Raw genomic sequence first — 22,561 nt, 5'->3', positions numbered from 1 at the left:
AGAGTGAGGAAGAAACAATGGATGAAATGATTTATGAAGAAATCGCAAAAATAAAAGTAATTGGTGTTGGTGGTGGTGGAAATAACGCTGTAAACCGTATGACTGAAAGTGGTGTGAAAGGCGTTGATTTCATCGTTGCTAATACAGATGAACAAGTACTACATCGTTCTCCAGTAGAACATCGTATTACGTTAGGGAAAAACCTAACAAAAGGATTAGGAGCAGGTGGTAATCCAGATGTTGGACGTAAAGCTGCATTAGAATCAGAAGAAGAAATTCGTGAAGCTTTATCAGGAGCAGACATGGTATTTGTTGCTGCTGGTATGGGTGGAGGTACTGGTACCGGTGCGGCACCTGTTATTGCTAGAATTGCTCGTGAATTAGGAGCTTTGACAGTTGCTGTTATTACGAGACCTTTTAATTTTGAAGGTGGAAGAAAAAGAAATTTAGCGAATGCTGGATTAGAAGAATTAAGTGAAAATGTAGATTCTATTATTATTGTTTCAAATGAACGTTTATTACATTTAATTGGAAATCGTCCAATGGGTGAAGCTTTTACAGAAGCTGATAATGTATTACGTCAAGCAGTACAAACAATTACTGATTTAATTGCTATTCCAGCATTTATTAACTTAGATTTTGCTGATGTTTGTTCAGTGATGAAAGATCGTGGAAATGCATTAATTGGTATTGGTATGGCGTCTGGAGAAGATAAAGCAAAAGAAGCTGCAAAACGTGCTGTTAATTCACCATTATTAGAAATTTCTATTTCTGGTGCATCTGATGCTATTGTAAATGTAACAGGTGGAGCAGAAGTATCTTTATTAGATGCTAGTATTGCTTTAGAAGTGATTACTCAAGAAGTAGGGAAAGAAATTAATACAAATTTAGGTATTGCTATTAATGAACAATTAGGTGATGAAATTATTGTTACTATCATTGCAACTGGATTTGAAGAAGATAAAGAAGAGAAAGTTGAAAAAGTACCTGTAAGTCCAACTTATAGCAGTGCATCTCAAGAAGTAGAAGAAGAATCTTCGGAAGATGATTTATTCTCATCATCATTCTTAAGAAATCGTAAAATATAAGCTAACTATGTTAGCTTTTTTTATAAAGGGAAAGGAAAAGTTAGGAGATTATTTCCTAATACAAGAGGGATATGAAAGTAGGGTTTATTGGAATGGGTAATATGGCTAGTGCGATAGCTAGTGGTTGTATGGATGCAAACTTTTTAAAAGTGGAAGATTGTTATGCATATGATATTGGAACGTATAAGATAGCTGAATCTTATGCTATTCATGCTACAAATAGTGAAAAAGAATTAGTGGAGTTAGTAGATGTTGTTATTTTAGCTATTAAACCAAATGTGATGGAATCTGTTTTAGAGAAAATAAAGGATAGTGTGCAAGATAAATTGATTATTTCTATTGTTACAGGATATGATTGTTCACGAATTGAAAGCTTTTTACCAGGTAGTGCACATTTAACTGTAATGCCAAATACACCAGCAATGGTTAGCCAAGGAATGACTTTATTAGAAGCAATGCATACTTTCAATGAGCAACAAATGGAATATGCTGTTTCTTTGTTTGAAAGCATTGGAGAAGTAGTTATTTTACCGACTTATCAAATGAAAGGGGCAACTGCTATCAGTGGTTGTGGTCCAGCATTTTTCTATATGATGATAGAAGCATTGGCAGATGGTGCTGTTTTACAAGGAGTTCCTCGAGATATTGCTTATAAATTAGCAAGTCAAACAATGATTGGAGCTGGAACAATGCAGTTAGAAACAAAAATACATCCAGGTGTTTTAAAGGATAATGTATGTTCTCCAGGAGGAATAACAATTAAAGGGGTAAAAGCATTAGAAGAAAATGGGTTTAGAAATGCTATTATTCAAGCTGTAGAAAAATCAAGTAACTAAGGTTACTTTTTTTTTACAAATTTTTCATCTTTTAAGAAGTATGATAAAAAGGGGTGAGGAGAGATGGAAATATATATAGAAATGATTTATCTTTTGTTATTTATTACTTGTGTTATTAGTTTAGAAAGTATGTCCGTATTATTAAATACAGTTATTTGGACAAAAGAGATTTTATTTAGAAGTGGTTTGTTGTCTTTTGCAATGCTAGGATTATATGTTGATTGTTATTTATTGTTTCTTTATTGGTTTTTGTTATTTGGATGGTGGTATCAAAAACAAATATTTCTTTACTTTCCTATATTTTTAATTATCTATTTATCACTTGTTTTCTTTTTTCATTCTTTGATAACAGGAAGTTTTCTTTTTCAAGGAATTCTTTTGGTAGATAGTCAATGTAATATCTTTTATTATGGGATGGTTCTTATCGTAATGGCATTATTAGAGTTGTTATTTTTGCTTTATAGCAAAAGAAAAGTGAGGAATCATCAATTTTACTATGATTTTGAACTGTGGTGGAAAGGGGAAAAGATAATTGGTAGTGCTTTTTTAGATACTGGAAACAACTTATATTATCAAGGTTTTCCGTTAATGATTATTCGTTCTTCTTGTATTGAAGGGTATTTTGAAATGGATCAACTAGAATCATCGGGGGTTCAGCAAAGAACAATTGATATCACAAAGATAGAACAAATAGTAGTGAACAAACAAAAATTAAAAAATATTTATGTAGGTGTGGTAGATGAAATGGATTATGATGTTTTGTTGCATCATCAGTTAATGGGAGGAATATTATGATATTTGAAAAGATACGTCAATTTTTTAATAACAAAGTAAGTTTATATTATATTGGTAGACATGATGTTTTACCGGCACCTTTAAAAGCTAAAAAAGAAAGGGAAGCATTGGAATTATTAGTGCAAGGAGATCATGAAGCAAGAGATTTGTTGATTGAACATAATTTAAGGTTGGTTGTTTATGTGGCTAAAAAATATGATACGGCACAAAATGGAGGTTTAGAAGATTTGATTAGTATTGGAACTATTGGATTAGTGAAAGCTATTAATACATTTAAAATAGATAAAAATATTAAACTCGCAACATATGCATCGAGATGTATTGAAAATGAAATATTAATGTTTTTGAGAAAGAATAATAAACTAAGACAAGAGGTTTCTTTTGATGAACCATTAAATGTGGATTATGATGGAAATGAACTGTTATTATCGGATATTATTGGTACTAGTGATGATATTATAATGCAAGAAATAGAGAAGAAGGATCATCGTTTAAAATTCTATGAAGCATTGCAACATCTTTCTACTCGTGAAAAAGAAATATTAATGTTACGATATGGATTATTTAATAATGAAGAAATAACACAAAAAGATCTTGCTAAGAAGTTAGGTATATCACAATCTTATATATCTAGATTAGAAAAAAAGATTATTAAAAAATTAAGAAGTACATTAAATCAACAATAACTGTATAAATTTGTCATAATTGCAAACACTCTTATTGAAAGAAGGCATATTATGGCAAACTATAAAGTAACTATTTCCAATATAGATATTTATCGTAAAAAACTAACACATCAAGAAACAATGGCCTTGATTAAAGAGTATCAAGAATCAAGTGATCCTAAAATAAAAGAAGAATTAGTGATTGATAATACCCGATTGGTATTATCAATGACCAAAAGATTTGTTCAAAGGGTAGACAATGTGGATGATTTATTTCAAGTTGGAATGATTGGTTTAGTGAAAGCAATTGATAATTTTGATTTGACTTATAATCTACGTTTTTCGACGTATGCTGTACCGTTAATAATTGGTGAGATGAAACGATATATCCGTGACAATAGTCAAATAAAAATAGCTAGGTCTATTAAAGATGTTGCTTATTTAATATTGCAAGAAAAGGATAAGTTTTTACAAAGCCATCAAAGAGAAGCTACGGTAAGTGAGTTAGCTAAAAAATTAGATTTAAAAGAAAAGATTATTGTTGAAGCATTATCTTCTACCAATGTTGTTGCATCTTTGCAAGAAGAGACGAATTTTGAAGATGGGACAACTTCTCTAATTGATCAGGTTGAAAACAAGGCAAGTGATAGTGCTATTATGAAGCAGAGTATTGATTTATGGCAGGCAATTAAAACATTGACAAAAAAAGAACAGACTGTAATTGAACAAAGGTATTTCCAAGGTAATAGCCAAATGGAAATAGCGAATGAATTATTTTTATCACAAGCTCAGGTTTCGAGAATCGAAAAACAAGCATTAAAAAGTTTACATAAACTTTTAGCTTAGACATAGAGTTATACTAGGTGATAAAATGAGACTAGTGACATTGCAGTCAAAAGATGTTGTGAATATAGTGAATGGACGTAAGATAGGTTATGTTATTGATGTAGAAGTGGATTTGTGTAATTATAAAATTGATGCATTAGTTGTCGAAAAAGATACTTTATTTAAAATATTTTGTTTTTTTAAAGAGCCTCCAACTTGGGTGATTCCAATGCGTTGTGTTATGAATATTGGTTCCGATGTTATTCTTGTGCAAATCGATGAATAATACGAGAAAACTATCTTTAAAACTTGCAATAATTATGATATAATGATAAAAAAGTTGAAGGGGGTAACCTAAAGTGAGTGTTGGTGAAAAAGTAAAAAAATGGTTTATGTATGAAGATGATGAAGAAGGAATTTTACCTGAAAAACATGAAACTCAAAAAACAAGTATGTTTGAGACACCTAAGAGCGAAAAGGCAAGTAATGTCTTACGTGCATTGGATGCGAGTAATATAAGTGACGTTAGTTTATTCGAGCCACGTTCTTTCAGTGATGGACGTGATATAGGTGAACTGTTATGTACAAATAATGCAGCGATTGTAAACTTACATCGTTTACAAAAAGATCAATCAAAAAGAATTACAGATTTTTTAACTGGTGTTATTTTTGCGATTGATGGAGATATTCAAGTTATTGGACCTAAAATATTCTTATGTACACCTAAGAATTTCCGTGTTCAAGGATCGATTGAATTAGAACGTGAAGAAGGCGAAGAGGAATAAAAGTATTAGCGAAAGCTAATACTTTCTTATTGTATGTACGAACATTTTAAAGGTGAAGAGGTTTTTGTAAAGAAAATAATGGGATATATAGATTCTGTTGTTTATAAACAAAATATGATATGTACTGATTTTTTAAATCCGTACCATCAGTCTATTATCACATCCATTATAGGGAATAATCCGGATGTTCAAATTGTAAAATGTGGTGTAATCAAGGATGCTGAAAATCAAAAAGTGATATTGGCACCTAGTTATTATGAAATTGAAAAAGAAGATTTTTCAAATGAATTAGTAGAAATTAAATATAATCAAAAGTTTGATACACTAAGTCATAAAGATGTTTTAGGAGCTTTTATGTCTTTAGGTATAAAACGAGAGATGTTTGGTGATATTGTTATCGAAGATGATTGTATTTATGTTGCTTGTAATAAAGGAATGTCTAGTTTTTTGCAAGCATCTTTAACAAAAATCAAAAGAGCAAGTGTAACGATTCGTTTATCGAATAAAGAAGTAATGAAAGTGCAAGAGTATAGTATTCATACTTTTATTGTATCATCATTGCGATTGGATAAAGTGGTTAGTAGTTTTTATAAAATTTCAAGGGCAAAAGCGAGTGAGTATATTCGTTCTGGTTTTGTGAAAGTTAATCATAAAAAAGTTGAAGAAATAAATTTTTTATGTAATAATAAGGATATAATATCGCTAAAACGTCATGGTCGTGTTGTTTTACAAGATACACAACGTAAAACGAAGTCTGATAATTATGTGGTAGAGGGATATTTTTATAAATAGTGAGGTGAGAAGATGGTAATGCTTAAAAAGCGATTGGGTGGTTATGATCGTGAATCAGTAGACTTAGAAATGCGAAGAAGAAATAAGCGCGAAAAAGAGCTACAAGAAATTATTGATAAATTACAAGATGAAGTTGATAATTTGACCCAACAAAATTCATTGTTAAGCCATCGTGTCACTATTAATGAAAAGACGAATGAAGAGATAGCTAGACTTGCTTTAAAAGAGGCGAGTGAACTGATTGATAAGGCTAAACGTAATGCAGATATGATTTTAAAAGAATCTTTGGATTATGTTCGTACATTATCAGGAGAAATGGAAGATTTCAAAGGACAAGCTATTAAGTTTCGAGCATCTGTTCAAAAAATGTCACAAGATATTATTGAAACAATTGATGAGTCTGAGATTTTTCATTTAATTAATGAAGAAACTACTAAAAAAGAAGATTAAAGAAATACAACGATAGAGACTGTTTATAAAAGAACATTTTTAGAGAGTTAGTGTTTGGTGGAAACTAACATGTTATTTATAATGAATCACTCTGGAGTAGCGCTTTGAACAAAGTAGAGGCCGCCGTTAATCGCGTTAAGATAATGAAGTGCATGATAGAATTTATCATGAATAAAGGTGGTACCGCGTATATTACGTCCTTTTTTTAGAAGGACGTTTTTTATTTTAAGGAAAAAAGGAGAAAAAAAGATGGAGTACAAAGACACGTTATTAATGCCTAAAACAGCATTTGAAATGAAAGGGAAGTTACCTACAAAAGAACCTGGTTATGTAGAAAGATGGCATCAAAATGATTTATACAACAAAGTATTAGAAAAAAACAAAGATTTACCTGCTTACACATTCCATGATGGGCCTCCATATGCCAATGGAAGTATGCATATTGGGCATATGTTAAACAAAGTAATTAAAGATGTTATTGTTCGTTATAAAACAATGACTGGTCATTATGTACCATATATTCCAGGATGGGATACACATGGTTTACCTATTGAAAACGCTATTCAAAAATTAGGAGTAAATAGAAAAGAACTATCTACTGCTGATTTCCGTAGAAAATGTCATGAATATGCTTTAGAACAAGTAGCAAATCAAAAAGAACAATTAATTCGTATGGGTACATTTGGTGATTATGATAATCCTTATTTAACTTTATTACCTGAATTTGAAGCAAACCAAATCGATGTATTTGCTAAAATGGCATTAGATGGTTTAATTTATAAAGGGAAAAAACCTGTATACTGGTCTTATTCTTCTGAATCAGCGTTAGCTGAAGCAGAAATTGAATATCATGATGTAAAGTCTCCAACTATCTTTGTTGCTTTTGATGTATTAGATACAAAAGGTGTGTTAAATGGGGATGAAAGATTCGTTATTTGGACTACTACTCCTTGGACTATTCCTGCAAACAATGCTATTTGTTTAAATGCAAATTATGAATATTGTGTTGTTGAAACTGAAAAAGGAAAATTACTTTTCTTAGAAAGTCTAAAAGATCAATTATTAGAAAAATTCGAATTATCTGGTGAAGTTATTGCTCGTTATAAAGGATCTGAATTAGAAGGTATTACTTGTCGTCATCCATTCTTTGATTATGGAGAATATTATCATAGAGATACATTAGTTATTTTAGGTGACCATGTAACAGATGAAGCTGGTACTGGATGTGTACATACGGCACCAGGACATGGGGTAGATGACTTTAATATTGGGATGAAGTATGGTTTAGAGCCACTATGTCCTGTTGATGAACAAGGAAACTTAATGGCTGAAGCTGGTGAATTCTTGGCTGGTCAACATGTTGATACTGCAAATAAAACAGTAGCGGTAACGTTAGATGAATTAGGTGCTTTATTAAAAATGGAATGGATCAAACATAGTTATCCACATGATTGGCGTACTAAAAAACCAGTTATCTTCCGTGCTACAGCACAATGGTTCTGTTCAGTAGATAAAATTAGAGAACAAATCTTAAATCAAATTGACCAAGTAAAATGGGTTAACCAATGGGGACATGTTCGTATTTATAATATGATTAAAGATCGTGGTGATTGGTGTATTTCAAGACAAAGAACTTGGGGAGTTCCAATTCCTATTATTTATTTAGAAGATGGAAGTCCAATTGTTGAAAAAGAAGTATTCGATCATATTTCTAAGTTATTTAGAGAATTTGGATCAAATGTTTGGTTTGAAAGAGATGTATTAGATTTATTACCAGAAGGTTATACGAATGAATTATCTCCTAATGGTATTTATAAAAAAGAAACAGATATTATGGATGTTTGGTTTGATTCTGGTTCAAGTCATACAGGATGTATGAAAGAAAGAGGGTTTGAATATCCAGTAGATTTATATTTTGAAGGTAGTGATCAATATCGTGGTTGGTTCAACTCTTCTTTAATTATAGGGGTAGCTTGTTATGGACTTGCACCATATAAAACAGTTCTTTCTCATGGATTTGTCTTAGATGGAAAAGGAAATAAGATGTCTAAGTCTTTAGGAAATACAGTAGATCCTTTAAAACTAGTAAAACAATATGGTGCTGATATTGTACGTTTATGGGCTACATCATGTGCTTATCAGTCAGATGTACGTATTTCTGATGATATTATGAAACAAGTAGCAGAAAGTTATCGTAAAATCCGTAATACTATGCGTTTTGTATTAGGGAACTTAAATGATTTTAGTGAAACTGATTTAGTAAGTGTAGAATCTTTAAGTGATGTTGATAAATATATGATGATTAAATTAGATAAAGTAATTGAAGATTATCATAATGCTTATGAAAACTTTGATTTTGCTGAATCAACACAAACAATTATTAATTATTTCTCAAATGTATTAAGTGCATTCTATATGGACTTTACAAAAGATATTTTATATATTGAAGCAGCTAATTCTCCTAGAAGAAGAGAAGTGCAAACAGTATTATATCATCATGCAAAAGCATTTATGAAATTATTATCACCAGTATTAGTATTTACAAGTGAAGAATTACATGATCATTTCCATTGTGATAACGAAAAAGAAGAATCTATTTTCTTAGAAGATTTACCAGCACGTATTACAGTAGAAGACAAAGAAACTATTGAAACATATTTTGATCGTTTCTTAGAATTAAGAAAAGATGTTTTAAAATCAATTGAAACACTACGTAATGAAAAAGTAATTGGTTCATCTTTAGAAGCAAAAGTAAAACTTTGTTTAAAAGAAGAATACCAAGATATGAGTGCTTTAGAAAAAGATTTAGCTCGTTATTTCATTGTTTCGAAAGTAGAATTAGTATCAGATACATCATTAGAAGAATTTGATACAAGTTATATCTTAGTAGAAAAAATGGATGGACATAAATGTCCACGTTGTTGGAATTATTTTGAAGCAGAAGAAATGGAAGATGGTGTATGTCATCGTTGCCATGAGGTAGTAAAATAAAGGATACGTACGTATCCTTTATTTTTAGAGAGGGAGATATGAAAAATTCATTTTTAGGACAATGCGCTTTATTTGGAGCAGCATTAATATGGGGGAGTTCTTTTATAGTGATGAAAAATGCGGTTGATTTTTTAACACCAGCATCACTAATTGCAGTACGTTTTACATTAGCAACATTATTTATGCTTGTTATATTTGGCAAGCATGTTCGTAATCTATCAAAACAACAATGGGCTGCAGGTTTTATTACAGGTGTTTGTTTGTTTTTAGCTTATTATATTCAAACAGTAGGTTTATCTTTAACAACACCAGGTAAGAATGCTTTTTTAACAGCTGTCTATTGTGCAATAGTGCCATTTTTATCATGGGTCTTTTATAAAGAAAGACCGGATGTATATAACTTCTTAGCTGCATTTTTGTGCATGGTCGGAATTGGGTTTGTGTCGTTGCAAGGGGATATGACAATTGGAATGGGTGATTTTTTAACGATAATCGGGGGATTTTTCTATGCGTTACATATTATCCTAATTCGAAAGTATACTAAAATAGTAAATCCTTTTGCTTTAACGTTAATGCAATTTGGTAGTTGTGCTATTTGTGCTTTTGTTGTAGCACTAGGTTTTGAGGATATTACTATTGTTACAAGTATTCAAGGAAGTGTTTGGTTACAGGTTTTATATTTAGCTTTTTTTGCTACAATGGTTTCCTTATTGTTGCAAAATATGGGACAAGATGTGGTAGAGCCTTGTCGTGCCTCATTGTTGCTTAGTTTGGAGTCAGTTTTTGGAGTTTTTTTCTCTGTACTATTGTATAATGAAGTGATTACAAGTAGAATAGCTATAGGGTTTCTAGTTATTTTTATGGCTATTGTTGTTTCAGAAACAAAGTTACAATTTTTAAAGAGGGAATAAAATGAAAAGAAAGATTATAAACACATTTTTAATAGTAATGATCCTATTAAGTAGTATCGTGCCAGTATCAGCGTTAGAAGTAATTAGCGAATATGCTGTTGCAATTGACAAGGAAACAGGTTTGATACTTTATCAAAAAGAGGATCAAGAGATGATGTATCCTGCTAGTATGACAAAGATTGTGACTGCTATTGTGGCAATTAATGCAATTGAAGATTTGGATGAAACAGTTGTTATTAGCGATGCGGATTTGGATGGGATATGGGAAACTGGCGCTTCTGCAGCATGGTATTATGTAGGAGAAGTTACAACATATAAAGATTTGTTATATGGAGTAATCCTCCCTTCGGGTGCAGATGCATGTCAAGCACTAGCTTATAACTTATTTGGAAGTATAGAAGCAATGGTGGAAGCTATGAATGAATATGTTGCTGATCTTGGTTTGGAAAATACAAATTTTACTAATTTAACGGGAATTCATGATGAAAATCATTATTCAACTGCTTATGATATTGCGGTTATATTGCAGAGTGCAATAGAAAATGAAACATTTTTAGAAGTGTTTAGTACACGTTCTTATGCTACAAGTAATGAAACTCATAGTTGGGTAAGTGGAGGTGTCTACTATTCTGATCTTTATGGATATGATACTAGCCGTATTATCGGATGTAAATCAGGTTATACGGATGAAGCACAATCTTGTTTGGCTTCTTTAGTAGATGTTAATGGAAGAGAAGTTATTGTTGTAACAGCAAAAGCGGATACGACCGTTAGTGGTGCACCCGTTGTATCAACTAATACTATTATTGATTACTTAGAAGTAGAATATCAAGATACTGTTGTTTATCAAGTAGATGATCTTGTTGATTCGATTTTTGTTGAAAATGCAGTTGATGATATGATGTTTGATGTATTTATTGATCAAGAAGTTATTGCTTTTCTACCTATTGATTTTGATTATGAAGAATTAAGCATAACTTATGACTTTGATCAATTAAGTGCTCCTATTGAAGAAGGAGAGTCAATTGGTACCATTACTTGTAGTTATCAAGGAATAGTGCTTTATGAAAAAGAGGTTATTAGTACTCAAAATATAGAATTAAGCATCACGACACTCTTATTTGGAAGTCCATTATTTATTGCGCTATGTGTTGTTTTAATCTTGATAGGGATATGCTTCGGTATTCGCTATTATAACAAATATAAAAAAATGTATTTAAGAAGATATTAACGAATAAAATTAGTTTTATTCGTTTTTTTGTTATTTGGAGCAATAATATTATTTTGCTTTCCTAGTTCAATACAAGATAGCAACCAAACCATGTTACTAGCGCCATGACGAATGATTTGTAACCCTTCTAAATCTTGTTCCACTTCTTGGGGTGTGTTGCCATGCACCATATTCCAATAACTTGAAGAAACAATTGGCATTTGTGCAATTGAAAAATATTTATGTAAAACGTCCAAAGAAGAGCTGGTTCCAGCACGCCTAGCAGAAACCAAGGCGAAACCTGGTTTATGCATAAAAGCACTTCCTCCAGCAAAGAAAGCTCGGTCTAAAAATGACAAAATACGTCCACTAGGATGTGCATAATAAACAGGGCTTCCTAAAACAATCGCATCTGATCCTTTTGCTTTTTCAATAAAGTCATTGACCCCATCATCTTTAAAAACGCAACCGTTTGCTTTCGCTTTACAGCCTCCACAACCTATACAATCTTTAATCGGAGTACTTGGAATATGATAGATTTCTGTTTCAATATTATTTTGATGTAAGACACTAGAAAATTCTTCAAGAGCTCGATTGGTACAACCATTTTTATTACAACTTCCATTCATTAGTAATACTTTCATGTTCTTTTCTCCCTTAACTGTCAAATCAGTTTCTTTTTAATATTATAGTTCAGTGATTGTAAATAGTATGACTTTTTTAAAAAAAGAAAATAATAAAGAAAAAGATTAGTATTATAAAAGGAAATTCATTTACAAAATTTGAAAAAAGCTTATAATGAGAATTGAAAGTGAAAAGAAAGTAGGGATTATTGTGAGACTTATTCAAGGTGCAGGTGAAAAACCATTATGGAGCCAATTGTACGATATAATAGAAGCGGATATTTTAAATAAAGTTTATAAACAAGGCGATTTAATTCCTAGTGAAAAAGAATTGGTCGAGAAATACGAGGTCTCTAGAGTAACTGTCCGTAAAGCGTTGGATAGACTTTTTGTTAAGGGGTTAGTGTCTAGAGAACGAGGGATTGGTACAGTCGTTATAAGAAATGATAATTTAATTAGTACTTCTTTACAATCTAGTTATTTAGGAGTAAAAGAAAATAATGATAATCAAGAACGTAAATTAGTAAAACTTGAATATGCTTTACCTCCTGCTGAAATAAGAGATTTCTTTGGAATTACGGTTAGTATGAAATGTATTTTTATGATTAGACAACATCTTGTAGATAATTTGGTAGTTACCCATTCTGAATCTTACTTAAATCCTAAAATTCATTGTACAGTAGAAGATTTTAAAGGGTCATTATATGATATGTTAGAAGAAAAGGGATATCGTGTTGATGCGGTAAATGAAGTTATTTCGGCGCATGTTGCAACTGAAAAGGAACATGACTATTTTCAATTAGAAGAATCTTTTGCGGTAATAGAAAGAAAAAGAAAAGCTTTTAGTAAAGGTTTTCCAGTAGAATACAATGCTTCAAAATATCTTGCAAATGATTATGAGTTAAAAATCAATTTATTATAATCTAGTTTTATAGGACGAAAACAGAGAAAGAGATTCTATTTTATGTTATACATAAAATAGAACCTCTTTTTTATTTTGCGACAAGATAAAAAGTCATTATAAAAAATTCACAAAAAGTACATAAATTAATGAAAACATGATTGACACCGCTTACATATGTGCTATAATAGTTGTAATGTTACTACATTACAACAACATGATGTATTGATGTTTGTTGGTCATCACAATCTTTTCATTAATTGGGAGGTTAGAAAGGAGAATCTATGAGAGGGATTTTATTAGTGAGTCATTCTACAATGTGTGTAGGAGTGAAAGACAGTTTAGAAATGATTATGGGACCCCAAGAAGTGGTGGATACCATATCTCTAGGCGAAGATGGTGTAGAAAGCTTTCGAGCTGCGTTAGAAGATAAAATTTCAAAAATGAATGAAACATTTGACGAAATAATTATTGTTACTGACATACCAAACGCTACACCGTACAACGAATGTTTCCGTTATATACGTAAACATGAAGTTGACTATGCGGTAGTTGCGGGAATGAACCTAGCAATGGTAATTGAATTGGCGATTTTCTCACAAACAGATATGAGTACGGAAGATTTGGTAAACCAAGCTATGGAAACTGGTAAAACTGCAGTAAAAAAATTGTAAGATCATGATTCAGGTATATCATGAAAAGGAGGCGTTATAATGGCACTTAGTTTAGTACGAATTGACGACCGTTTAATCCATGGACAAGTAGTTGTTTTATGGACAAAGGTTCGTGTTGGAGATGCAATCATCTTAGTTGTAGATGATAAGTTTTTCGAAGACAGTTTCTTAACAGAAATATTTACTGAAGCTGGTAATGCGTTAGGAAAGAAAGTTTATATCTTTGGTGTAGACGAAGCGGTAGAAAAAATACCGAAAGCTATTGAAGGTAAAAAGAATTATTATCTAGTTGCAAAAAAAGTGGAACAATTATATGAACTTAAAAAAAGAGGGGTAGACTTCGGTAATGAAATTATTTTCGGTACTGCAAGTAAAGCGCCTAATACTATACGTGCATATAATAATGTTTACCTTTCAGAGAAAGATGTAGAATATTGTGAATATCTGGATTCACAAAACATTGAATTAAAATTCAAATTAACTCCAGATGAAAAAGGATTAAATTGGGCGGAAGCCAAGAAAGTTTATGAAGGAGGAAAATAAACATGGAAGTTAGTGTATTACAAGCCGCGTTAATAGGTATCGCATGTTGGTTTGGTTCAGTAGAAAACCCTCAACCATTTGGGATTATCTGGGCAGACTGTTTATCAAAACCATTAGTTGGTGGGGTTATCGTTGGTATTATTTTAGGAGATATGGCTACTGGTGCTATCATCGGAGCTGCAATCCAAGCAATGTATTTAGGAAATGCGTTAATTGGTGGGGTAGCTGTAGCAGATATGGCATTCGTTTCTTATCCATCAATTGCACTTGCAATGATTGCTGGGGCAGATGCGGAAGTTGCAGTTGCTTTAGCAGCAACAATTGGGGTATTAGGAGCTGCAGTATTTACAGCTTATGAAGTATTCTGTTCTGTATTCTATAACTTAGGTGATAAATGTATTGAAGCAAATGATGTTAAAAAATTAAAATTCACTTACAAAGTGTTACCAATTGTGACAAGCTTTGTTGTTCGTTTTGGTTTAACTTTCACAACTGTAATGTTAGGAAATGCATTCGCTGCTGATTTCTTAGCTGCTGTACCTCAATTAGTATTAGATATTGCAGGTAACTTAGGTGGTATCTTACCAGTTGTTGGGGTTTCAATCTTGTTAACTTATACATTAAAAGAAACAAAATTCATTATTTATTATGTTTTAGGTATCGTATGTATAGGATATTTAGGGTTAGACATGACTGCTGTAGCAGTAATCGGTACTTGTTTAGCTGTTATGTATTATATGTTCACTGCTGAATCTGGTAGTCAATCAGTTGGGACAGTAGATGAGGAGGATGAATTATTATGAGTTCAACAGAAAAAGTAGTAGAACCTTTAACAAAAAAAGATCTTGATAAGGTTTGGTACTTCTGGTACAAATATAACTTAGGTGTATTCGGGTTTGAACGTTTACAACAACCAGGTTTCTTATTATCAATGTTACCAATTTTTGAAAAATATTACAGTGATGATCCAGAAAAAATGGTTGCTGCAATGAAACGTCATTCAGTATTCTATAATACAAATCCAATTTTTGGTTCAATCACAAATGGTATCGTAGCTTCTGTAGAAGAAGAAATTGCAAAAGGTGCTGACATTTCAGACGAATTTGTAAATAATATTAAAGTTGGTTTAATGGGACCTTTAGCTGGTATCGGTGATGCAGTTATCCAAGGAACTATTACTCCTATCGCATTAAGTATTGGTATCGGTTTAGCTGCTGGAGGTAGCCCACTTGGAGCAATCTTCGCAATCGTAATGTATTTTGGTTCATGTTTAGTTATGTCTAGAATATTCTTCACTCAAGGATATCAAATTGGACGTGATGCTGCTAAAGATTTATTAGGAAAGAAAATGGCAAAGATCCAAGAAGCTTTATCTGTTCTAGGTCTTACAGTAGTAGGATCAATTACTGCTAGTTTCGTATCTTTCAATGTTGTTACTGAATTCGTTAGTGAAACTAATACAGTAAACATTCAAAGTCAACTTGATGCAATTTTCCCTAAATTAATTCCTATGTGTTTAGTTTTAGTAGGATATTATTTATTGAAATACAAAAAATTCAGTGCAATTAAATTAATTTTAACTTTATTAGTATTCGCAACTGTTTGTACAGTAGCAGGAATTATTTAGTAGAAAACAAAAAAAGGGTTACTTTAGATTCTAGTAACCCTTTTATTATAAAAAAGTAGGAAAGGAGTTATGACAATATTTTATTGTCATGTTAGAAAAATGTACGAAGTAGAAAACAGAGTTCCAAATTTTGATAAATACCCAGTAAAAGCAGTACCAGGAGTTGTTGCAACAAAAGGTATTGATGCAATTGTTGAAGAATTGAATAAGAAAATTGGGTCTTTAAACAAAGAAAAAGTAGTAGTTTGTATTGACTATTATCATGGTATTAATGAAAATTTGGTAAAAGAAATTGCCAATAAATTATCTCCATCACTTATTGTTGATGGCGATGATTGTAAATATGATGAAAGTATTATATCTAAAAAATTTGCTCAATATATCACAGAAGATCGTGTAAATGGGGTGTATATTGTAGGAACAATTGCAGATTTCTTAGATCCTGAATGTATTGAAGCAACTAAAAAACAAATAGAAGAAGCAAAAGGTTTAGTTGTAGTGCACGGTGTTGCTGCTAGTTTAGTGTGCAATCCAGATGTATTAGTTTACGGTAATATCAGTTCTCAAACTATCAAAGATAAATGGAAAGAAGGTTTGGATAACTGGGGTGCTAAAAACTATGATGAAGATTATTTAAGAAAAGAAAAACGTTGGTTATTTGTTGAATGTATAGTTCAAGATAAACATAAAAGAAAAATGATGAAAGAATGTGATTACATTGTTGACTTTAATAGAGATGATGATGTAGTTATGCTTACACAAAGTCAGTTTGATACTGTTGTTATGAAATTTGCAACAAGTCCATTCAAACCTATCCCTATTTTCTTAGCTGGAGTTTGGGGTGGTAACTGGGCTCAAAAAGTATTAGGTGTTGCAGAAGGTTTAGAAAACTCTGCTTGGGGTGTTCATGGTTATTTAGATTGGCAAGCTGTAGCGGCACAGTTAGATAATGCATTATTTGAATTCCCATCAACAGATTTAGTTCAATACGCACCAAAAGAAACATTAGGACGTAAAATTTGGTATCTATATGGATACAGATGTCCTTTACATGTGAATTTCTTAGATACTTGGGGTGGTCAAAACTTAAGTTTACAAGTTCATCCAACTATCTCTTATGCACAAGAAGAATTTAACTCTAAATGGGGTCATTATGAAAGTTATTACATGTTAGATGCATGTGAAAACAGTTCTGTATATTTAGGAACAAAAGATGGTGTTAAATTAGATGAATTAGTAGAAGCTTTTGAAGAAGCACAAGTTACTGGTGAGTTTGATGATGAAAAATGGATTAATAATTTCCCAATGAAAAAACATGATCATATCTTTATCCCAGGAGGAACTATTCATTCTTCTGCAAAAGATACATTAACATTAGAAATCGATTTATTCTCATTTACAACATTTAAATTATGGGATTGGGGTCGTCTTGATTATGATGGAAAACCTAGACCAATTAATATTGATCATGGTAAAAATGTAATCCAAGAAGAATTCCAAACTACTATGATAAAAGATCAATTTATTTCTAAAAAACAAGAAATTGCTTGTGGACATGGTTGGCGTAAAGAAAGAAGTGGAACAAATACATTTGAATCACCAATGGAAGTAAATAGATATTGGTTTAAAAATGCAGTTCACTTTGATCCAAATGATTGCATCATGATTCATGTATTAGTTGAAGGTGAAGAAGCAATTCTTGAAAGTTTAGACGGTGAATTTGAACCAATGATTATGCACTATGCAGAAGCTGTCTTTGTACCACCTGCAGCAGGACAATACACTATTCGTCCTTATGGAAAATCAGCTGGTGAAGAATTAGCTGTTCTAGAAGTATATGTAAACTGTTAGGAGGTAATGATATATGACATTGACTAGAAAAAGAAGAAATTTTGAATTACATCCAGTTTTACCAGTACCTGGGACAGTTTCTTGGACAGGGTATGATGAAATTAGAGATGTTATTAAAAGTAAAATTGATGAAAAAGCAGGAAAATGTGTATTAGTAATTGATTATTATTATGATATTGATAATGCAAAAATTATTAGTGAAGTGATAGAAAAATTAAATCCAGATCATGTTATTTGTAGTGACAGTGTTTTAATTAGTGAAGAAAAATTCCAAGAAAAAATTTATCGTCCATATATTACTGACGATAGAATTAATGGTGTGTTTGCTTTAGGGCATGTGGATGAATATTTCGATGAAGCAAAAGTAGAAGCTACAAAAGCTGAAATTGAAGGATTTGATGGTTTAACAGTAGTTTATGGTGTTGGAGCAGCTGTTATTACAAAAGGTGATATCTTTGTTTATAACAATATCACTATCCAAAGAGTTAAAAGTGGATATTTTGGAGAGTTAACAAACTGGGCTATGGACAATCCTGATGAAGATCCATTAACAAAAGAAAAAACATTTAATTTCGTAGAATCAATTTTATTAGATCGTCATAAAAGAAGATCTTTTGAAGATATGGATTTTGTAATTGATGGGGATGATATTGAAAAACCATTAATGACAAGTGGTGAAGATTATCGTCAAACATTAAGAACTTTTGCATCAACTCCATTTAAATTAGATACTTTCTTTAATAGAGGTATTTGGGGTGGACATTGGTGTCAAGATGTATTAGGTGGTGGTTTAGAAAATGATAACAGTGCATGGGGTATGCATGGTTGGACAAATCATCAAAGTGCGTTAGCAAAAATTGGAGATAATGAATTTAGAGTAGTAGGTAGAGATATTTATCACTATCAACCAATTGAATTCTTAGGAAATCAAAACTTCTTCTGGTTTGGCTATAACTGCCCAATCGGATGTGACTTCTTAGATACTTGGGGTGGAGGAAACTTAAGCTTACAAGTACATCCAGATATTGCTTATTCTCATGATGTATTTAATAATCATTTTGGACATTATGAAAGTTATTATATGATGGATACGACAGAAGATTCATCAGTATATTTAGGAACAAAAGATGGAGTGAATGTTGATGAATTAGTAGAAGCTTTCAAGGAAGCTCAAGTTACTGGTGAATTCGATGATGAAAAATGGATTAATCGTATTCCTATGAAAACTCATGATCATATCTTTATTCCTAGTGGAACAATTCACTGTTCTGGTAAAGATACAGTAGTTCTAGAAATTAACCCAATTGGATATCAAACATTTAAATTATGGGACTGGGGACGTATTGATGCAGATGGAAAACCTAGACCAATTAATATTGAACGTGGTTCTCAAGTAATTCAAGAAAAATTCCAAACTAAATATGTAATGGATCATTTAGTTTCTAAACGTTCTGAAATTGCTAGAGGAACTGGTTGGAGAAAAGAACATAGTGGTACAATGGAATTAGAATTATTAACAGTAGATCGTTATTGGTTTACAAAAAGTGTATTCTTTGAAACAAATGATCGTGTTACATTAATGATCTTAGTCGAAGGGGATGAAGCTAGTATTGAAAGTGTGGATGGTTCATTTGAACCAATGCCAATTCGATATGCAGAAGCGGTATATGTTCCTGCTAGTTGTGGACAATTCGTTGTACGTCCAGTAGGGAAGCCTGAAAAAGAATTAGCTATCCTAGAAGTATTTATGGATATGGGAAATGCTTACGAATAATATTTTTGACAAAATAAAATAAAACCAAGAACAAGAGAGAACATATTCACTCTTGTTTTTGGAATATGGGAGAATATTTATGAAAATGTTTAAATTGAGAAATGGGTTGGAAATGCCTGCTCCTGGCTTTGGTTCTTGTTGCCCAGGTGAAAAACCAGAAGTGACAGTAGAATCTGTTTGTTATGCCTTACAATGTGGGTATAGCCATGTAGATGGAGCTGCAATTTACAAAAATGAAAAAGAAGTAGGATTAGGGATTAAAAAAAGTGGTGTAAAAAGAGAAGATATTTTTATTACTAGCAAATTATGGAATAATGCAAGAGGATATGATCAAACTATTGCTGCATTTGAAAAAACATGTTCTGATTTAGGTGTAGATTATTTAGATCAGTATTTAATTCATTGGCCAGTTCCAAAAGGGTGTAATGATACCTATGTTGAATCTAATAAAGAAACTTGGCGAGCAATGGAAGACTTGTATGAAGCAGGTAGAATTAAGTCTATTGGTGTTAGTAATTTTAAAATTCATCATTTAGAAGAATTGTTGGAAAGTGCTAAGATTGTTCCGATGGTAAATCAGATTGAATTCCATCCCTCTTGTTTACATCATGAATTAAGAGGATACTGTAAAAAATTAGGAATTCAAATTACAGGATATAGTCCTTTTGGAAACGGTAGAGTATTCCGTTGTGAAGAATTAAAACCATTTCCTGAAAAATATGGAGTATCTTTAGCACAAATTTGTATTCAATATGCGATACAACATGATGTAATCCCTCTTGCAAAAAGCATAACAAATGAGAGAATAAAGAAAAATTTAGAATTAGATTTTGTTATTAGTGATGAAGACATGCAAGCAATTGATGCTATCACATCTTGTGAAAGTTCTTTAAAAGACAGTGATAATATCCCATATGAAAGTTAAGGTAATATAATGGAAAAATTTATTTTAAGTAATGGATTAGAAATGCCAAAAATTGGTTTTGGTACTTGGAAAGCAGAAAATAATGTTACATCACAAGCAGTGTGTGATGCATTGCAATGCGGTTTTACTCATTTGGATTGCGCCGCTAAGTATGATAATGAAATAGAAGTGGGTCAAGGAATACAGTTAAGTGGTGTAAAAAGAGAGGATATTTTTATTACTAGTAAATTATGGAACTCAGTAAGAGGATATCATGAAACAATAGCTGCTTTCGAGAAAACTTGTCAAGATTTAGGAGTTGATTATTTGGACCAATATTTAATTCATTGGCCTGTACCAAAAGGATGTAATGATACCTATATTGCATCTAATAAAGAAACATGGCGTGCGATGGAAGATTTATACAATGCAGGAAGAATTAAATCAATTGGTGTTAGTAATTTTAAAATCCATCATTTGCAAGAAATTATGGAAAGTGCTATGATTTTACCAATGGTAAATCAAATTGAATTTCATCCATCATGTTTACATAATGAATTAAGAGAATATTGTAAACAACATAATATTGTTGTTGTTGGATACAGTCCATTAGCAAATGGACGGGTATTCCAATGTGATAAGTTGCAAGAGATACCTAATAAATATGGGGTTAGTTTATCTCAATTATGTATTCAATATGCATTACAACATGATGTTTTACCACTATCTAAAAGTGTTTCAAAAGATAGAATGATAGAAAATCTTCAATTAGACTTTATAATTAGTCAAGAAGATATGGAAATTATCGATGCAATCGATACCTGTGGTGGTTCATACAAGGATAGTGATTATATCTTGTTTGAATAAATGAATTGTTTCTCACATTATCTCCTCCCTGAGATTAATGAGAGAAAAAAAAGCGGAATTTCCGCTTTTTTCATTAATGATTATTTGATTTATTAACAATAGTATCTAAACCATATCCAATGACTCTTCCGATTATTGCAAAACCAATAAATAGAAAAGGAACAGTATTTGTATATTGTTTAATGATATAGACAAAAATAATGGTGAAAACTAATGCGATAGCCATCCCTAATACAGTCCCTAATTCCATGAAAATTGTGCTCTTTTTGTTCATCTTCCTCACCTCATATACTTTATTCTAGCATATGTATAAAAAAAAGAAAAGAAGCTTGTTTGATGATAGAAGTGAGAGTATGATGGGTAAAGGAGGTGGCACTATGAAGTTATGTATCTTTGATTTAGATGGAACATTGATTGATTCTTTGTATGATCTTGCAAATGCAGTGAATTATGCATTGGAGTGTATTGGGTTAGAAACACATCCTTATGAAGCCTATAAACAATTTATTGGAAATGGTGTTGATGTTTTGATAGAGAAGGCATTAGGAGAAAAACAAGAATATAAAGAAGAAGCAAAGTCTTTATTTTTTGAATATTATAACGAGCATTGTTTTGATAAAACGGTAGTTTATGATGGTATTTATAAAATGCTAGAAGATTTAAAACAACAAGGTTATTTGTTGGCTGTTGCAACAAATAAACCACATGATTTGGCTACTAGAATTGTGAACCATTTATTTAGTAATACATTTATGGCAGTGTATGGTAGTAGCAAAGAATATCCTAGAAAACCTAATAGTTATATGATAGATACAATCAGAAAGAAAGCATCTTGCAAGCATGGGGAAGTTGTGTATGTTGGTGATAGTGATGTAGATATGTTAACTAGTTTTTATGGTTGTGTTTATGGAATAGGTGTAACTTGGGGATTTCGTAGCCAGGCAGAACTTTTAAAAGCAGGGGCAAGAGAAGTGATTTGTCACCCTAGTCAAATGGTTGAATTAGTAAATCAGTTAGAAACACCAACAAAAGCAGTTAGTGCATGTTTAGCGGGTCATTGTTGTCGTTATGATGGTAAGGATAATGGTTTGGAAGATATAGAGGAAGATTTAAAGAAGAATAGATTATTGTGTATATGTCCTGAAGTACTTGGAGGGTTACCTATTCCAAGGATTAGTTGTGAAATACAAGGAGACAAAGTAATAAATCAATTAGGGGTAGATAAAACGTATGAATTTATTCAAGGAGCTAAAAAATGCTTTGAAATAATTCAAGAAAACGCTATCAATGAAGTGCTTTTAAAATCGAAAAGTCCAAGCTGTGGTAAAGATATTGTCTATGATGGTACGTTTGGAAAAAAACTAATAAAAGGGCATGGAATTACTACCAAATATTTAATGGAACGTGGTATAATAGTTGTAAATAAAAACTAGTAGAAGGAGAATGAAA

At 31.7% G+C, this 22,561-nt stretch carries 24 protein-coding genes and 1 other annotated feature; of the genes, 22 read left to right on the top strand and 2 right to left on the bottom strand.

Annotated elements, in window-relative coordinates; all coding sequences use genetic code 11:
- The first annotated feature begins 17 nt into the window (after window positions 1-17).
- From ftsZ to LRR82_RS07355, 12 genes are all read left to right on the top strand, one after another.
- Complete coding sequence (gene ftsZ / locus LRR82_RS07410; RefSeq protein WP_249028796.1) at window positions 18-1,088, top strand: cell division protein FtsZ; 1,071 nt, start codon at window positions 18-20, stop codon at window positions 1,086-1,088.
- A gap of 71 nt (window positions 1,089-1,159) precedes the next feature.
- The gene (proC, locus tag LRR82_RS07405) at window positions 1,160-1,924 is read left to right on the top strand and encodes a pyrroline-5-carboxylate reductase (RefSeq protein ID WP_249028795.1); all 765 of its coding nucleotides are present in this window, start codon (window positions 1,160-1,162) and stop codon (window positions 1,922-1,924) included.
- Window positions 1,925-1,987: 63 nt separating this feature from the next.
- A complete protein-coding gene (locus tag LRR82_RS07400) occupies window positions 1,988-2,719 on the top strand; it encodes a sigma-E processing peptidase SpoIIGA (RefSeq protein ID WP_249028794.1) in 732 nt (243 codons plus the stop codon).
- On the top strand, window positions 2,716-3,405 hold the full coding sequence (gene sigK / locus LRR82_RS07395) for an RNA polymerase sporulation sigma factor SigK (RefSeq protein WP_249028793.1): 690 nt from the start codon (window positions 2,716-2,718) through the stop codon (window positions 3,403-3,405). Before LRR82_RS07400 ends, sigK begins: the two co-directional genes overlap by 4 nt.
- Window positions 3,406-3,456: 51 nt before the next feature.
- Window positions 3,457-4,230: a sigma-70 family RNA polymerase sigma factor gene (locus tag LRR82_RS07390; RefSeq protein WP_249028792.1), complete on the top strand. Its 774-nt coding sequence runs from the start codon at window positions 3,457-3,459 to the stop codon at window positions 4,228-4,230.
- Between the two features lie 25 nt (window positions 4,231-4,255).
- Complete coding sequence (locus LRR82_RS07385; RefSeq protein ID WP_249028791.1) at window positions 4,256-4,495, top strand: YlmC/YmxH family sporulation protein; 240 nt, start codon at window positions 4,256-4,258, stop codon at window positions 4,493-4,495.
- Between the two features lie 73 nt (window positions 4,496-4,568).
- Entirely contained in the window at window positions 4,569-4,994 is a 426-nt protein-coding gene (locus tag LRR82_RS07380) for a cell division protein SepF (protein WP_249028790.1), read from the top strand.
- 78 nt (window positions 4,995-5,072) lie between these two features.
- On the top strand, window positions 5,073-5,786 hold the full coding sequence (locus tag LRR82_RS07375) for a YlmH family RNA-binding protein (protein ID WP_249028789.1): 714 nt from the start codon (window positions 5,073-5,075) through the stop codon (window positions 5,784-5,786).
- A 12-nt stretch (window positions 5,787-5,798) separates the two neighbouring features.
- Window positions 5,799-6,236, top strand: a complete 438-nt coding sequence (locus tag LRR82_RS07370; protein WP_249028788.1) for a DivIVA domain-containing protein — start codon at window positions 5,799-5,801, stop codon at window positions 6,234-6,236.
- Window positions 6,237-6,441 (top strand) — a binding site (T-box leader).
- Between the two features lie 44 nt (window positions 6,442-6,485).
- Complete coding sequence (gene ileS / locus LRR82_RS07365; protein WP_249028787.1) at window positions 6,486-9,227, top strand: isoleucine--tRNA ligase; 2,742 nt, start codon at window positions 6,486-6,488, stop codon at window positions 9,225-9,227.
- A gap of 38 nt (window positions 9,228-9,265) precedes the next feature.
- On the top strand, window positions 9,266-10,138 hold the full coding sequence (locus LRR82_RS07360) for a DMT family transporter (RefSeq protein WP_249028786.1): 873 nt from the start codon (window positions 9,266-9,268) through the stop codon (window positions 10,136-10,138).
- Window position 10,139: 1 nt separating this feature from the next.
- Complete coding sequence (locus tag LRR82_RS07355; protein ID WP_249028785.1) at window positions 10,140-11,369, top strand: D-alanyl-D-alanine carboxypeptidase family protein; 1,230 nt, start codon at window positions 10,140-10,142, stop codon at window positions 11,367-11,369.
- Here LRR82_RS07355 and LRR82_RS07350 read toward each other — a convergent pair.
- Window positions 11,366-11,992: a flavodoxin family protein gene (locus tag LRR82_RS07350; protein WP_249028784.1), complete on the bottom strand. Its 627-nt coding sequence runs from the start codon at window positions 11,990-11,992 to the stop codon at window positions 11,366-11,368. The two genes, LRR82_RS07355 and LRR82_RS07350, sit on opposite strands and share 4 nt — an antisense overlap.
- A 154-nt stretch (window positions 11,993-12,146) precedes the next feature.
- Between LRR82_RS07350 and LRR82_RS07345 the strand changes: the two genes are divergently transcribed.
- The 9 genes from LRR82_RS07345 to LRR82_RS07305 all read left to right on the top strand — a co-directional run bounded on the left by LRR82_RS07345 (window position 12,147) and on the right by LRR82_RS07305 (window position 21,112).
- Window positions 12,147-12,893: a GntR family transcriptional regulator gene (locus LRR82_RS07345; RefSeq protein WP_249028783.1), complete on the top strand. Its 747-nt coding sequence runs from the start codon at window positions 12,147-12,149 to the stop codon at window positions 12,891-12,893.
- 263 nt (window positions 12,894-13,156) lie between these two features.
- Complete coding sequence (locus LRR82_RS07340; RefSeq protein ID WP_249028782.1) at window positions 13,157-13,546, top strand: PTS sugar transporter subunit IIA; 390 nt, start codon at window positions 13,157-13,159, stop codon at window positions 13,544-13,546.
- Window positions 13,547-13,585: 39 nt separating this feature from the next.
- Complete coding sequence (locus tag LRR82_RS07335) at window positions 13,586-14,089, top strand: PTS system mannose/fructose/N-acetylgalactosamine-transporter subunit IIB (RefSeq protein ID WP_249028781.1); 504 nt, start codon at window positions 13,586-13,588, stop codon at window positions 14,087-14,089.
- Window positions 14,090-14,091: 2 nt separating this feature from the next.
- Entirely contained in the window at window positions 14,092-14,892 is an 801-nt protein-coding gene (locus tag LRR82_RS07330) for a PTS mannose/fructose/sorbose/N-acetylgalactosamine transporter subunit IIC (RefSeq protein ID WP_249028780.1), read from the top strand.
- Window positions 14,889-15,716, top strand: coding sequence for a PTS system mannose/fructose/sorbose family transporter subunit IID (locus tag LRR82_RS07325; protein WP_249028779.1), 828 nt, complete (start codon window positions 14,889-14,891; stop codon window positions 15,714-15,716). Before LRR82_RS07330 ends, LRR82_RS07325 begins: the two co-directional genes overlap by 4 nt.
- A 69-nt stretch (window positions 15,717-15,785) precedes the next feature.
- Window positions 15,786-17,567, top strand: coding sequence for a class I mannose-6-phosphate isomerase (locus LRR82_RS07320; RefSeq protein ID WP_249028778.1), 1,782 nt, complete (start codon window positions 15,786-15,788; stop codon window positions 17,565-17,567).
- 13 nt (window positions 17,568-17,580) lie between these two features.
- Complete coding sequence (locus LRR82_RS07315) at window positions 17,581-19,341, top strand: class I mannose-6-phosphate isomerase (RefSeq protein WP_249028777.1); 1,761 nt, start codon at window positions 17,581-17,583, stop codon at window positions 19,339-19,341.
- A 79-nt stretch (window positions 19,342-19,420) separates the two neighbouring features.
- Window positions 19,421-20,266 carry an aldo/keto reductase family protein gene (locus LRR82_RS07310; RefSeq protein ID WP_249028776.1) on the top strand — a complete coding sequence of 282 codons (846 nt, stop codon included), beginning with the start codon at window positions 19,421-19,423 and terminating at the stop codon, window positions 20,264-20,266.
- A 9-nt stretch (window positions 20,267-20,275) separates the two neighbouring features.
- Entirely contained in the window at window positions 20,276-21,112 is an 837-nt protein-coding gene (locus tag LRR82_RS07305; RefSeq protein WP_249028775.1) for an aldo/keto reductase, read from the top strand.
- 73 nt (window positions 21,113-21,185) lie between these two features.
- On the opposite strand, the gene LRR82_RS07300 is transcribed toward LRR82_RS07305, so the two are convergent.
- Window positions 21,186-21,386 carry a hypothetical protein gene (locus tag LRR82_RS07300; protein WP_249028774.1) on the bottom strand — a complete coding sequence of 67 codons (201 nt, stop codon included), beginning with the start codon at window positions 21,384-21,386 and terminating at the stop codon, window positions 21,186-21,188.
- 103 nt (window positions 21,387-21,489) lie between these two features.
- On the opposite strand from LRR82_RS07300, the gene LRR82_RS07295 reads away from it, so the two are divergent.
- Window positions 21,490-22,545, top strand: coding sequence for an HAD-IA family hydrolase (locus tag LRR82_RS07295; RefSeq protein WP_249028773.1), 1,056 nt, complete (start codon window positions 21,490-21,492; stop codon window positions 22,543-22,545).
- Window positions 22,546-22,561 lie beyond the last annotated feature (16 nt).

Origin of the sequence: Tannockella kyphosi (assembly GCF_021054785.1) — a bacterium.
GTDB lineage: Bacteria > Bacillota_I > Bacilli_A > Erysipelotrichales > Coprobacillaceae > Tannockella > Tannockella kyphosi.
The sequence above is the reverse complement of the archived record's forward strand: the minus strand, read 5'-3'. Positions and strand labels throughout refer to the sequence as shown.